The organism is Methylobacterium sp. AC832, assembly GCF_979256025.1.
Window position 1 is genome coordinate 386,315 of the sequence record NZ_CEEDMV010000001.1, and the last position, 13,532, is coordinate 399,846.

Genomic DNA, 13,532 nt, shown 5'->3' on the forward strand with positions numbered 1-13,532 from the left:
TGCCCTGACGCAAGCACCGACGGCTGCATGGGCGATGGGCATGCGTCGCCAACTTCACCCTTCGCCATGCATCGAAATCCGGGGATTCGCGTTCATGGACCGACCTGACAAAGGCGGGCGTGGTGAAGCGCGCGCCTTCATCGAGAGGAACCCACCGGACCTATGGAGCGCGATTGCGTCGTTATCGGCATCCACGGTCTCGCGAACAAACCACCCGCAGATGAGAAAACGCGCTGGTGGAAGGCGGCCATCGACGAGGGCCTCGTTCGCAACGAAGGCATCGCCGATCCCCACTTCGCGTTCGACTTCGTCTACTGGGCCGATCTTCGCTACGACGCGCCGCTGTCCGGGGATGGCAACCGCGAGCCATACCGGCCTTACGAGGGGACGGGACCTCTGCCACGCGGGGAGACCGCGCCGACGCTCACCACCAACGCCATGCTGGCGCCGGTCTATGCTGGGATCGACGCCGTCGAGGAGGCGACCGGCGTGACTCTCGTCGACGATGTCATTCTCGAACATCGCTTCGACGACCTGTGGCACTATCACGCCGAACAGAACTTCGCCCGTCGGGTTCGCACGCGGCTGATCGAACGCCTGAAGGCGTTCAGCGCCCATCGCATCCTTCTTGTCGCCCATTCGATGGGGTCGGTCATCGCCTACGACGTCTTGCGGATGCTGGAACGGGACGAACCCTCATTGAGGATCGATCATCTCGTCACGGCGGCGTCGCCATTGGGCCTGGCGAAGGTGAAACTCAAATTCGAGGCCGAGCACGACACATTACGCGTGCCGAACAACGTCGCGGCTTGGACGAACCTCGCCGATGGAGAAGACGTCGTCGCCATCATGGGTGATCTGGCGACGGACTACCCGCCAAACGAGACCGGCATCCGCATCGACGACCGGAGAGTCATGAATGCGTACCGGCGTCCCGGCGGGGAGCCGAACCACCATAAATCCTACGGCTATCTTCGCACTCCGGAATTTTCAGCCATCGTCTCGAATTTCGTTTCGCGTCAGCAACGGCCCGTCAGGAGCGCGGAATCCGTCTGAAAGCAGGGGGGATCGTCGCCGATCCGCCCCCAGGGTGCACTTTCGAAGCCTGGGCCTCTGCTGCAGGCGACGGGCGCCGCTCAGCGGCACGGCTCCGCCGCGTTCTCGCTCCAGCTCCGCAATGGGAAGGCCCGGTCGTAGCCGAGATTGAAGAGGAAGGCGTAGACCACGTAGAAAGCCGCTATCGCGAGATCCATGAAGAAGGCTTGCGCGAGGCCGATCCCGAGATACCAGGCGATCGGCGGCAGCAGGATCATGAGCAGACCTGCCTCGAACAAAACGGCGTGCCCCACTCGCAGGGGGAGGCTCTTTCGCGTGTGACCGGCGAGCCGTTGCATGGCTCGATCGAAACCGAGATTGTAGACGTAGTTCCAGGCCGTTGCGATCACGGCGCTGCCCACGCCGATCATGCCCATATCGGAGGCGTGCAATCCGAACAGCACGGTGCCGAACGGGATGATCAGCGCGAGCCCGAACATCTCGAACAGGAGGGCGTGGCGGATACGGTCGCGTGTGCTGCGCATGGTCATACCTTGAACAATCTCGTTGGTTGACCGCTTCCTATCTGCGATACCCAGAGTATCAAGTTGGTATGTATCTCGGATTCAGATAGATGGCCGTCTCACTCGACCAGCTTCAGGCCTTCGTGGCAGCGGCCGAGGCCGGGTCCTTCTCCGGCGCAGCCCGGACATTGCGCAAGGCGCAGTCGGCCATCAGCACCCAGGTGGCGAACCTGGAGACGGATCTGGGCGTGGCGTTATTCAGCCGGGCGGGCAGGAACCCGGTGCTCACACCGGCGGGAGAGCGGCTGCTGCTCGAAGCGCGCGTGGTGCTCGACAGGCGGGAGCATCTCATCGGCGTGGCGAGCAGCCTGGAGCGGCGGGTGGAGAACCGGCTGGTGGTCGCCATCGACGAACTCTACCCCGAACATGCGCTCGGCGCCCTCTTCGCCGATTTCGCGTGGCATTTCCCCTTCGTGGAACTGGAACTGCTCTTCCCGCTGATGGAGGATGTCAGCCGCATGGTTCAATCCGGAGCCGCCGATCTCGGTGTGATGTGGCGCCAGGAGGTCCTACCCACGGAACTGGGCTTCCAGACCATCGGCTGGGTACCGCTCAAGCTCGTCTGCGGATGCGATCATCCTTTGGCAAAAGCACGCGTGGAGTGGGAGGAACTGAAGCGCCACCGCCAGATCCTCGTCGCCGCGCGCAGCGACGGGCCGGAAAAGCGCCGCCTGCGGGTGGCCGCCGAGGTCTGGTGGGTGGAGAGCCACTGGGTGATCCTCGAATTGGTGAAACACGGGATCGGCTGGGCTTTCGTCACCGACCACGTCATCGCGGCGTCTCAGACCGCGCCGTACCTCGTCACGCCGGACCTACAATTCGACAAGGGCGATTGGCCGATCGCCCTGGAACTGGTCTGGCACAAGCAGCGCCCCTGCGGCCCCGCTGCGGCGTGGCTCCGCGAGCGCTTCGCGGCGGAAAGGGTCGGCACCCTGTCGAACAGTGGCCAAGCAGGGTGAGGGACGGAATGCGAACTCGTCCCGGTGGAGGACGCCTTCCAATCGCGGGGCGATCAGCCCTTCATGAGCGGGAACCGGACCGGTGGCATGAGACGGGTCAAGGCCGTTCCCATGCCGCGCGGACCGGGCCGGCCGCATTGTCCGGCTTCGCATCACCGATGAAGATCACCACCGGACCGTGATCGGCCCGGCGCGGGTCGTAGAAATCGAGCAGGTTCGGGTGAAGGCGCTGGATATAGTCCGGGCGCACGCCTTCCCGTCGTAGCAGGTGGTCGATGACGACCTGATCGCCGTGCACGGCGTTCGGGACCGGTCCGCATGACCCCGCCTCCATCCAGCGCGCAGGGTCCGCCGTAAAGGCGGTGGAGAGGAAGTCCAGTTCGCCGCCCTCCCAGCGCATCAGGGCGCTGGAGAGACGGCCCTTGTGGAAATAATCCTCCATCGCGGCCAATCCCGGCGAGGCGAGGGCGTCGGCCGGCCCGGTGAAGACGGTGTCGAGATCGCACAGCACCGACGTTCCCCGCGTCAGGCCGGGACGAAACGCCTCCATCTTTGCCCACCATGCCGGCCAATCGTGCCTAAGCCCCACGCGCTCCACGCCGGTTACGTTGAGGGGAAGGTCCGTGAGACAGAGTATCGTGTCGAAGGCCGGGGCGTGGCGGCGCACGCCGCGAGCGAGGCGCTCGACCCAGCTCGCGTCGTAACGGCCGCCGCCCTTCAGGACGGTGATCAGCGTGGTCATGTGGGAAACTCGGTCTTGTGAGGAGCCCGGCCCAGGGATGGGCGGTTCACGTGGAGGTGTGCAGTCGAAGCCGCCCGGCCGCCTCGGCCTCTGCGAACCACGCGCGCTCGGCGGCCCAGGGATGGCCGGGCCAGCCGGCAAAGCCGAAGCCATAGGCATCGATCGGCTCGGATTGTGGTCGCCGGCCGAGGAGGAGCGCCAGCGTCACGAGGAATCCGGTGCTGGGGTTCGGCCGTCCCGTGGTGCCAGGCGCGAGGCGACGCCGCCCCTCGCGGTGCAGATCGTCGGACAGCACGTGGACCGGTTTGCCGAGGGGAGCCAGCAAGGCCAGCACCTCGCGGGTCCAGCACATCTGTTCAGGCTGGTTCTCCTCTGCGGCGAGCATCGGGAATGGCAGGATGAACGCATCTGCCCGCCGGACGACGGGGCGATCGAGGAAGCCCGGGTCGGCCAGCCATTCGCGCATCTGTCCGCCGCGATTGACCAGGGCGAGGTGCGTGACCCGGGAGCCGGTGCTCCCGCCGAAACCCGCCGCGTTGTTGAAGCGCACGACAGAGGCGGCGGCGTCGATGGCGGCGGCGGCCTCGATCCCCGGCGCGTTGCCGACGATGGCGAGCGGCGAATCCGGTAACCGCAGCACGTCGTGGGAGAGGGGGGAGTCGACCTGGGTGTTCACTTGCGGCAGGGGTACGAGGAACAGCGGAGGTATGGCGTCGGACCCGCGCGGCAAGGTGCGAGCGGGGAGGGGGACCGATGATGCGTCGATGCTTTGTCTGTGGCGCCGCCATGCTGCAGCCGACCGACCGGCACCTCATCTATCCGGGTGGACGCCGCCGCGCCTTTCCGCTCGCCTGCGCGTCCTGCGGCCTCCTGCTGGCGGCGGATGCAGACCCTGAGCGATGCCGCGCGGATCTCGCCGAGCGCCTTTCGGGCCCGATTTTCCTTCCCGACCCGGAGGGCGGCTACGGGTTGGATCTCTACACCCTGCGCAGTGCCGCGACCGGCTTCGGCCTCGGCGTTCGTGCGCTCGACGACGAGGGGCGGACCGACCTTCGACATCCGCATGGCGACCGTGCCGCGCGGGCGGACCTCTACGCCCTAGACGGGGCGGCGGGAGTGCCGGTCTCCCTGGGCATGCTCTGCCGGCCGGCAGAGCTCGACGCCGTCCTGGCTAACGTGGCGAGCCATGCGGGCTGGACCGACGATGTCGTAATCCTGCTCGACGCGCCGGCGCATCCGCCGCGAGCCGTGCCCACGGCCGGATTTCCACCGAGTGCCGTGCGGGTGGGCGCCCGGCCCATGGACGGTGATTTCAGTACGCAGCGCAACGTCCTTCAGGATCTCGCCCGCAATCCCTGGATGCTACAGCTCGATGCCGACGAGAGCCTCACTGCCGATTCCGGCCAGCTCCTTCCGGCGCTGGCTGCCATGGCGGAGGCGGACGTTGTCCTCTGCGTCGGCTTGGCGCGCCGGAACCGTGTCGACGGCATCCTCTCGGACGTCTACCCGGACGTGCAGTATCGGCTCAATCGCAAGTCCGTGCGCTATGCTGGGCGCGTGCATGAGCGGCCGGTCCTCGACGGCGGCTGGCCACGCAGCTTCATCGCCCTGCACGGGGCGATCGAGCACCGTCTGAGCCGGGGCCATGTCCTGGCTCGCTCACGGCGCTACGAGAGCCTGGACCCGGGACGCGGACGTCCCGAGGAGGAGGCCTCGCTGCTGCAGCCCTACCGGGAGTGAGGCCGCGCTGACCCGTGGGCCTGGGCCGCCGCGATAGCCCGAGCATAGAGGTCGAGGGTCTCTCTGGCGAGCACCTCCCGGCTGAAGCGGCCAGCCGCCGCCAGTGCGTTGGTCCGATAAGTGCGGCGCAGAGCCGGATCGGCCAGCAGCGGACGAAGGGCATCGGCCAGGGCCGGGCCGGTAGCCTCCTTGGCCAGCGGCCCGGCGCCGGGCCCGCCTACGAACCTGCGCGCGCTCGCGTCCTGCGCACAGGCCACCACCGGCCGGCCATAGGCGAGGGCCTCCTGATAGACGAGGCCGAAGCTCTCGTAGCGAGAGGGGGCGAGCACTGCGTGCGCCTTGGCATAGGCGTCGGCGAGGTCTTCCGCGGGCATCCGGCCGCGTGCGCGAATGCAGGCCCGCGCCGCTTCAGGAATGTCGGCCGGGAGATCCGTTGCCGGCACGCCGACGAGATCGAGCACGAAGGCGGGCACGCCGCCGCGCCTCGCTTCCTCGGCCAGGATCGCAACCGCAGCGAGAAGCGCGTCGAAGCCTTTTCGTGCTTCTGCCCGGCCGACGAAGAGCAGGCGTACCGGCCCTTCATCCTCCGGATACAACGCGCCGCGCGCCGCTGCCGCGATCTCCGGCGGCAGGCTGAGGCCGATCACTGCCTCCGGTTGTCGGCCGGACAGGCCGTAGGCTCGGGCGATCACGGCCCCGTGCTCGACGGTGTTGGCGATCAACCCGGCGCTGCCGCGTGCCTGGCGGCGTTCCAGGGCATCGGCGGCTCTTCCGTCCAGGTCATCGCGCAACGAGCCGGCGGGTGGGCGCGAGAAAGCGGCGGGCGTCGAGCTACGCGTGACCAGCGGCAGGTCTCGGCGGCCGGTCAGCAGCGCGGCGGGGGCGTACCAGTTCGTTGCCTCCACGACGTCGAAGGGAGCTCGGGCATGGTCGGCGAGGATGGCATGGCGGAAGGCCAGCGGTGCGGCGAGGTGCCCGGCCGAACCCCAGCGGCGCAGGCGGGCCAGCCCGCCGTCCGGCGGCAGGCCAATCCCCGCAACCGTCACGCCCTCGACCCGTTCGCGGCCGACGCGGTCGAGGGTGAAGACCGTGACGTCGACGCCGGCCTCGGCGAGGCTTTCGGCGATCTCCCGGGCGGCGGTCGAGAGGCCGCTCGGTGCCGGCGGATAATCCCATGTGAGGAGCGCGACGCGCATCAGGCAGCAAGCAGTCGGCGATAGATGGCGAGGTAATCGGCCGCCATGCGCTCGGCGGTGAAGCGCGCCTCGAAGCGGCGACGGATGAGGGTGCGGTCGAGCTGGTCTATCCGGCCCAGGGCCTCCACCGCCTCGGCCTCGGAGGAGACGACGAAGCCGGTCACGCCGTCCTCGACGATCTCCGGCACCGAGCCGCGGTTCCAGGCGATCACTGGCGTGCCACAGGCCATCGCCTCGATCATCACGAGGCCGAAGGGCTCGGGCCAGTCGATGGGGAAGAGCAGAGCCCGCGCGCTTCCCAGGTGATCCGCCTTCCGGGAATCGTCCACGGGACCGAGATAGGTCGCGTCCTCGCCGAGAAGCGGGCGCACGTGGCGTTCGAAATAGTCGGGGTTCCCGACGTCGATCGTGCCGCCGAGCCGGATCGGCAGGCCGGCGGCGCGCGCGACACGGATGGCGGTGTCCGGCCGCTTCTGGTCGGTCATCCGACCCACGAAGGCGACATGGTCGCCGGGCTGCGTCTGCAAGCCGTAGCGGTCCCGCGCGATGCCGTGATGGACGATCCCGGCGCGGTTCGAGGCCGGGATGCCGGCCTCCTGCGCCGCCGAGATCGCCGCGACCGGCAGGTCGGGAAACCCCGCGAAGAACAGCGCCCGGTCGAGCTCGTCCACCCGCCAGTGGATCGTGGTCAGGCTGTGCCGCCGGCGGGCTCCGAGGAGCGCCGCATGTGCGAACTCGCCGTGGCAATGGATGATGTCGAACTCGTCCATCCTCAGCCGCAGCGCCTCCAATTGCAGCGCATCGAGCGCCGCAGGGACGCCGGGTGCAACGCGACCGTGCCGGCTTTCGAGGGCCGCCAGACTGGGATGGTCGCCGATGCGTGGTAAGTCTGTCGCACTGTCGGACGGCGCGAACAGCGTTATTTCGACGCTGAGGTTTCGTAGTGCCGTGCTGAGGTCATGAATGACCCGCTCCGTGCCACCGTGATGCTCGGGAGGAACAGGGAAAATGTTCGGGGCGACTTGGGCGACGCGAATCACGGAGCGGACCTCAACTACAGAATTTGCTTGTCTCAGCGCGCTTACAACGCTGTCGGCCTGATGTTTATCTTGCATATCGCCCTTCAGGGCTGCCTGCGCGGCGGCGGAGTGGTGTTTGGGCTCACCGCCGATACCGGCGGCCATATCCGCTACCTGCTCGATCTCGTAGCCGCCTCGTCACAGGATGCCGGCATCGACCGGATCGTCATGGCGACACGTCTGTTCGACGGCACGCATGGCCCGGATTACGCCGTGCCCGAAGAGCGGATCTCCGACAAGGTCGAGCTCGTGCGGCTCGCGAGCGCGTCCCCCGTCTATCGCGCCAAGGAGGAGATGCACGAGGAGGTGGCGAGCTTCGCCCGGAGCCTCATGGACTGGATCGCACGGCAGCCTCGGGCGCCGGACATGATCCATGCCCATTACGCCGATGCCGCCTCGGTCGCGAGGCTCGTGACGGATGAACTCGGGATACCCTTCGTGTTCACCGCCCATTCGCTCGGGCGGGTCAAGGCATCGATGTTGGGTGTAGGAGCGGAGACCTCCGCCGATCTCGCCCACCGCATCGCTGCGGAAGAGGGGGCGCTGGCTAGCGCCAGTCTCGTCATTGCCTCGTCCCGCGACGAGGCGGAAGTGCAATATGCCGGATACGTCGCCTACGATCCCGGACGCATCCGGGTCCTACCACCGGGCAGCGATCTCGCACGGTTCGCGTCTGCCGAGCCCCTTTCGCGGGTCGATGACACCATCGACCGCTTTCTGCAGGATCCGGGCAAGCCCGCCTTGCTTGCCCTCGCCCGGCCGGTGGCGCGCAAGAATCTGGCGGCTCTGCTGCGGGCCTATGGCGAAAGCCCGGCCCTGCAGTCCCGCGCCAACCTCGTCCTCATGGCCGGCACGCGCGAGGACATCGATGCGCTCGACGGCGACATGGCCGCCACTCTGCGTGAGATCCTGGTGCTGATCGACCGCTACGATCTCTACGGACGCGTCGCCTATCCGAAGACCCACGACCCGGAGGATGTGCCGGCAATCTACGCCTATGCCCGCGTGCGCGGCGGCCTGTTCGTGAACCCCGCCCTCAACGAGCCGTTCGGTCTGACATTGCTGGAAGCCTCGGCGTCAGGGTTGCCGCTGGTCGCCACCGATAGCGGCGGCCCGAACGACATCGTCGAGACCTGCGGCAACGGTCTCCTCGTCGATCCGCGCGCGCCCGACGCGATCGCGGCCGCGTGCCTGCGCATCCTCGGCGAGCCCGACCTCTACGCGCGGTGTGTAGCGGGAGGCGCGTGCGCGGCCGCTGCCTATGACTGGGATCAGCATGCGGCGCGCTACCACGACCTACTGCGGGCGCTCCTGGCACCCGAGCCGCCCATGGCGGAGCCACGGCAATTGCTGATCTGCGATATCGACAACACGCTGGTGGGTTGCGAGGCGGCGCTCGGAATCTTCCGGCGCTGGCGCAGCTGGCAGGCAGGTTTGGCCTTCGGTGTCGCCACCGGTCGCTCCTTTCACAGCGCCATGGCGATCCTCGAGCAGCAGGCCAGTCCGCGCCCGCAGGTGATGATCACTTCGGTGGGATCGGAGATCTACCATCTCGATCCCAACGGCGTGACCTACACGGCCGATCTGGCTTGGCGCGACGCCGTCTTGACCGGGTGGGACCGTGCCGGCATGCAGGCGGTGCTCGGCAGTCTCGATGGGCTCGTGCCCCAGGGGGGGCTGGAGCAGCGCGGGCACAAGCTGAGCTATTTCGGGGATGCCGCGGCGGCTGAGGCGGTACGAAACCGCCTCGCGCAAGCGGACCTCCTCGCCAACGTGATCCACAGCCACGGACGCTACCTCGACGTCCTGCCGGTGGCGGCATCGAAGGGCACCGCGGTGCGCCATGTCCGCGCCCTCTACGGCTTGCCGGAGAGAGCCGTGTTCGTGGCGGGCGATTCCGGAAACGACGTGGAGATGCTGCGCGCCGAGGCGCAGGCCATCATCGTCGCCAATTATTCCGACGACCTGGCGAGCCATGCGGCCCTGAAGCATTCCTACGTCGCCCGGACCTCGCACGCCCGTGGCATCATCGAAGGCGTCGGCCATTTCCGCAGGATGCTGGTCGATGCGGGCTGAGCCTTCGGACGGGCCTTCCGCGAGCGTGCTCACGCTCGTGCGCGGCCGGGCCGACCGCCTGCGCAATCTGATGCGTGGTTTGGCCCGGCAGTCCCTGCGGCCGCATGAACTGGTAATCGCCTGGATGCAGCCAGAGCCGGTGCCGGACTTGCCCGATCCGGGCTGTCCCGTCCGTCATATCTTCGTGGCCGGGGAGCCGATGCCGCTCGCCGCCGCCCGCAACCGCGCGGCCGAGGCCGCAACCGGAGACCTGCTGGTTTTCCTCGACGTGGACTGCATTGCCTCGCCCGGCCTCGTCGGTGCCTATCGCCGGGCCGCATCGGAGACGGACGGCCTGTTCCTCGGCGAGGTGCTTTATCTGCCGCCGGGATTGGATGCGGAGACGGCTTCCGACGACGCGGCTTTGGCCCGACACGGCCGGGCACATCCGGCACGGCCGGCGGTCCCGCGAACGGGCCTGCGCCGGGAGCCCGATCCCGGCCAACTCTGGGGCCTGTCCTTCGCGCTGCCGGCCCGCGCCTGGCGCGCCGTCGGCGGCATGGACGAGGCCTATGTTGGCTATGGCGGCGAGGAGACCGACCTCGCCACCCGCCTCGACGCTTCCGGTCTCCCGACGTTCTGGGTCGCGGGGGCGCGCGCCTATCATCAGCACCACCCGGTCCACGTGCCGCCGTTGCAGCATTTCGAGCCCATCCTCGCCAATGCCACCCGCTTCCGCCGGGCGCATGGACGCTGGTGCATGACCTACTGGCTCGGTCAGTTCGAGGCCGCCGGATTGATCGCCTGGGACGCGGACTCCCCCGCGATCCGGGTCATCCGCCATCCGAGTACCGCCGAAATCGCCGCCGCCCTGCGGCCCGACGCCCTTTACTCCTGACGAAATGCGACCCGTGACATCGATCAAGAAGCCCATCGCGTTCTTCGTCCACCACCAGGGACGCGGCCATGCCAACCGCACGATGGCGGTGGCGGCCGAGTTCGCACGCGACCGGCCCGTCTCCGTGCTCACCGCCGGCCCGCAGCTGTTCGAGGGGTTTTCCCGCGATATCGAGATCGTGACGCTGCCGAACATGATCGGCGCCGAGGTACCGACCCCGCGACTCTATGCGGAGCCGACGCCGCAGGTGATGCACTGCGTGCCCCTCGGCCTCACCGAGATGCGCCGGACCATGCGGCGGATCCTCGACCATCTCGACGAACGTGACGTCGGCCTGTTCGTGGTCGACGTCTCCGCAGAGATCGCGCTGCTCGCGCGCATCGCCAGTGTTCCGGCGGTGCAGATTCGCATGCACGGGGACCGCTCCGACATCGGCCATCTGGGCGCCTACGAGGCCTGTGTCGGCATGCTGGCCCCGTTCGACGAGCGCATGGAACAGGACGACTACCCGGCTCAGCTGCGGGCCAAGACTTTCTACAGCGGCGGCCTTTGCACCAGCGTCGACGGTGTCCTGGGCCGTGCCGAGGCGCGTGCGAAGCTCGGCCTCGACCCCGACCGCGAGATCGTCGTCGCGGTCACGGGGGGAGGGGGGAGCGGCACCCCCTACGCCCCCCTGACGGTGGCCGCACGCGCCGCGCCCGAAGCCCTTTGGCTGACCCTCGGGCCCACCCACCGCGAGGGGCACGAGACGGATTTCTCCAACCTGCGCGAACTCGGCTGGGTGCCCTCGGTGACCGACTATCTCGCCGCGGCCGACATCGTCGTGGCGTCGGCGGGCGACAACACGATCCACGAGGTCGCGCGCGTCGGCGGGCGTCTGATCGTCATGCCGGAATGGCGCTACTTCGGTGAGCAGACCCGCAAAGCCGAGGCCCTGGTCCGGCTTGGTGCGGCCGTCCAGGCCCCGGTCTGGCCCGGCGACCTCAAGGGCTGGCGCGATCTCCTCGACCGGGCCCGCGCCCTCGACCCCGCGCCCTTGCGCAGCCTCTACGCGCCGGACGCCGCCCGTCGTGCCGCCGGCTGGCTCGAAGGGCTGACCGACGAACTCTGGCAGGGCGCAGCGGAGCGTCCCGCGCTCACCGTCGTTGCCGCAGGCTGAATGCCCCTCGACCCCATCGTTGAAACCCGCCCGGAGCCAGACCGACCGATGTCCACCGTTTCCGTCGTGACCCTGGCCAAGGGACGGCCCGCGCACCTGCGCAACGTGCTGCGGGGCCTGGAGCGCCAGACGCAGAGGCCCGCCGAGTTCATCATCGCGGTGATGCAGGACGTGCCCTACGACCTGCCCGAGGTCGGCTTCCCGGTCCGCCAGATCCTGGTGCCGGGTACGGACCTGCCGCTGGCGGCGGCCCGAAACCGGGGTGTCGCGGAAGCCAGCGGGGCCGCGGTGATCTTCCTCGACGTCGACTGCATCCCGGCCCCCGAACTCGTCGCCGACTATGCAAGAGGCCTCGCCGAACTCGACGGCCTGCTGATGGGTGAGGTGCTCCACCTGCCCGAGCACGCCACTGCGGGCGACTGGACAATCGCGGATTTTGCAGCGGTCGCGGAGAAGCATTCCGACCGCCGGGGCCCCCCGGCCTCCGGCCTCGAAATCTGTCCCGATTATCGCTGCTTCTGGTCCCTCAACTTCGCCATCCGGCGATCGACCTTCCTGGCCACCGGCGGCTTCGACGAGCGCTATACCGGCTATGGCGGCGAGGACACGGATTTCGGCAAGATCCTCGACCAGGGTGGGATTCCCATCGCCTGGATGAAGGGCGGCCTCGCCTATCACCAGTACCATCCGCACCACATGCCACCTGTCCACCATCTCGACAGCGTGGTGCGCAACGCCGAACTGTTCGAGGCCAAGTGGGGCTACCGGACGATGGGCCACTGGCTCTACGCCTTCAAGGTGATGGGCCTGATCGACGACACTCCCGACCAGCCGATCCGCATCCTGCGCCGGCCGGAGCCCGGTGATTTCGCACTCACCGGCCAGCAGAGCCATCAGCCCTACAGCAATTCGGCCTCCGTCATCCGGTACCTCGAAGCCCAGTCGGCCACGGCTCTCACCGCGTGAGGATCGCGCTCCTCGCCCATCTGCGCCATCCGGTGGCGGCCCCCTTCGCGGGCGGCATGGAAGCCCATAGCTGGACCCTCGCCGAGGGGCTGATGGCGCGGGGACACGACGTGGTGCTGTTCGCCGCCGGGGACAGCGACCCGCGCTTCGCGATCGATCCGGTGATCCCGGTGCATCACGAGCGCAGCTTCCCCGGTCTGGAGCACCGGGGCGATTCCGGGCTCAAGGCTCATGTGGATGCCGGCTACGCCGCCGCCTGCGACCGGATCGCGGCCGGCGGCTTCGACGTGCTGCACAACAACTCGCTGAGCCGCCTGCCCCTGGAGCGTCGGCGCTTGGCGGCGGTGCCGACTGTGACGTCGCTCCACGTGCCGCCCTACGACGCCCTGCGCTGGTTCGTGCAGGAGAGCCTCGTGCCTGGGCACCGGATCACCGTCACGTCGGAGGCCCAGCGCAAGGTCTGGTGGCCCGATGTGCCACCGGAGAATGTGTCCGTCCTCCATAACGGCATCGATCCTCGCGCCTGGCCTTATCGTGATCGGGGCGATGGCAGCGCCGTCTGGTCCGGGCGCATCGCGCCCATCAAGGGCACTCATCTCGCCGTCGCGGCGGCGCAGCGCGCCGGCCTCCCCCTGACGCTGTTCGGTCCGATCGAGGATCGGGAATACTGGGACGCGCGGGTCGCCCCGCAGCTCGGCGGCGCCATCCGCTACGGCGGCCACCTCTTCGGCGACACTCTTGCGAAGGAGGTCGGCCGCGCCTCCGTCTTCCTGTTCACGCCCTGCTGGGACGAGCCCTTCGGCCTCGTGGTGATCGAGGCCATGGCCTGCGGCGTGCCGGTGGCCGGGATCATGATGGGGGCCGCCGCGGAGGTCGTGGGCGAGGCCGGATACCTCGTGCCGCCGGACGACATTTCTGCGCTCGCCGTCGCGATCGGTGAGGCCCTCACGATCCCGCGCGAGGTCCCGCACGCCCGTGTCATGCGCCTGTTCACCCGCGATCTCTGGCTGGAACGCTGCGAGGCCCTCTACGCGCAGGCGCAAGTGCAGGCGCAGGTGAAGCGGCCCTGAGTTCCCTCGCCCCTCCGGATGCCCGCCCCGAGGATGGGCGCAACCTCTT

The 13,532-nt window shown here is 68.5% G+C and carries 13 protein-coding genes; 8 read left to right on the top strand and 5 right to left on the bottom strand.

Annotated features, from left to right (window positions below; all coding sequences use genetic code 11):
* Positions 1 to 162 precede the first annotated feature (162 nt).
* The gene (locus tag AC0IXR_RS01810) at positions 163 to 1,056 is read left to right on the top strand and encodes a lipase family protein (RefSeq protein WP_471759535.1); all 894 of its coding nucleotides are present in this window, start codon (positions 163 to 165) and stop codon (positions 1,054 to 1,056) included.
* Between the two features lie 80 nt (positions 1,057 to 1,136).
* Here AC0IXR_RS01810 and AC0IXR_RS01815 read toward each other — a convergent pair whose 3' ends face one another.
* Positions 1,137 to 1,580, bottom strand: coding sequence for a PACE efflux transporter (locus tag AC0IXR_RS01815; protein WP_471760219.1), 444 nt, complete (start codon positions 1,578 to 1,580; stop codon positions 1,137 to 1,139).
* Between the two features lie 89 nt (positions 1,581 to 1,669).
* Here AC0IXR_RS01815 and AC0IXR_RS01820 point away from each other — a divergent pair, with 89 nt between their 5' ends.
* On the top strand, positions 1,670 to 2,578 hold the full coding sequence (locus AC0IXR_RS01820) for a LysR family transcriptional regulator (RefSeq protein ID WP_471759536.1): 909 nt from the start codon (positions 1,670 to 1,672) through the stop codon (positions 2,576 to 2,578).
* A 97-nt stretch (positions 2,579 to 2,675) separates the two neighbouring features.
* Here the strand turns inward: AC0IXR_RS01820 and AC0IXR_RS01825 are convergent, their stop codons facing one another.
* A complete protein-coding gene (locus tag AC0IXR_RS01825) occupies positions 2,676 to 3,320 on the bottom strand; it encodes a hypothetical protein (RefSeq protein ID WP_471759538.1) in 645 nt (214 codons plus the stop codon).
* 46 nt (positions 3,321 to 3,366) lie between these two features.
* The gene (locus tag AC0IXR_RS01830; RefSeq protein WP_471760220.1) at positions 3,367 to 3,996 is read right to left on the bottom strand and encodes a hypothetical protein; all 630 of its coding nucleotides are present in this window, start codon (positions 3,994 to 3,996) and stop codon (positions 3,367 to 3,369) included.
* 80 nt (positions 3,997 to 4,076) lie between these two features.
* Here AC0IXR_RS01830 and AC0IXR_RS01835 point away from each other — a divergent pair, with 80 nt between their 5' ends.
* A complete protein-coding gene (locus AC0IXR_RS01835) occupies positions 4,077 to 5,060 on the top strand; it encodes a glycosyltransferase family protein (RefSeq protein ID WP_471760221.1) in 984 nt (327 codons plus the stop codon).
* Here AC0IXR_RS01835 and AC0IXR_RS01840 read toward each other — a convergent pair.
* Together AC0IXR_RS01840 and AC0IXR_RS01845 are read right to left on the bottom strand one after the other, a co-directional pair.
* Positions 5,048 to 6,256, bottom strand: coding sequence for a glycosyltransferase family 4 protein (locus tag AC0IXR_RS01840; protein WP_471759540.1), 1,209 nt, complete (start codon positions 6,254 to 6,256; stop codon positions 5,048 to 5,050). The two genes, AC0IXR_RS01835 and AC0IXR_RS01840, sit on opposite strands and share 13 nt — an antisense overlap.
* The gene (locus AC0IXR_RS01845) at positions 6,256 to 7,296 is read right to left on the bottom strand and encodes a glycosyltransferase family 4 protein (protein WP_471759542.1); all 1,041 of its coding nucleotides are present in this window, start codon (positions 7,294 to 7,296) and stop codon (positions 6,256 to 6,258) included. Before AC0IXR_RS01845 ends, AC0IXR_RS01840 begins: the two co-directional genes overlap by 1 nt.
* 60 nt (positions 7,297 to 7,356) lie before the next feature.
* On the opposite strand from AC0IXR_RS01845, the gene AC0IXR_RS01850 reads away from it, so the two are divergent.
* Genes AC0IXR_RS01850 through AC0IXR_RS01870 form a run of 5 tightly spaced genes read left to right on the top strand, consistent with a single transcriptional unit; the run spans position 7,357 to position 13,483 of the window.
* Positions 7,357 to 9,411, top strand: a complete 2,055-nt coding sequence (locus tag AC0IXR_RS01850; protein ID WP_471759544.1) for an HAD-IIB family hydrolase — start codon at positions 7,357 to 7,359, stop codon at positions 9,409 to 9,411.
* The gene (locus tag AC0IXR_RS01855; protein WP_471759546.1) at positions 9,401 to 10,288 is read left to right on the top strand and encodes a glycosyltransferase family 2 protein; all 888 of its coding nucleotides are present in this window, start codon (positions 9,401 to 9,403) and stop codon (positions 10,286 to 10,288) included. Before AC0IXR_RS01850 ends, AC0IXR_RS01855 begins: the two co-directional genes overlap by 11 nt.
* 22 nt (positions 10,289 to 10,310) lie before the next feature.
* Positions 10,311 to 11,447, top strand: a complete 1,137-nt coding sequence (locus AC0IXR_RS01860) for a glycosyltransferase (protein ID WP_471760222.1) — start codon at positions 10,311 to 10,313, stop codon at positions 11,445 to 11,447.
* A gap of 48 nt (positions 11,448 to 11,495) precedes the next feature.
* On the top strand, positions 11,496 to 12,413 hold the full coding sequence (locus tag AC0IXR_RS01865; protein WP_471759548.1) for a galactosyltransferase-related protein: 918 nt from the start codon (positions 11,496 to 11,498) through the stop codon (positions 12,411 to 12,413).
* Positions 12,410 to 13,483, top strand: a complete 1,074-nt coding sequence (locus tag AC0IXR_RS01870; RefSeq protein WP_471759550.1) for a glycosyltransferase — start codon at positions 12,410 to 12,412, stop codon at positions 13,481 to 13,483. Before AC0IXR_RS01865 ends, AC0IXR_RS01870 begins: the two co-directional genes overlap by 4 nt.
* Positions 13,484 to 13,532: the final 49 nt, after the last annotated feature.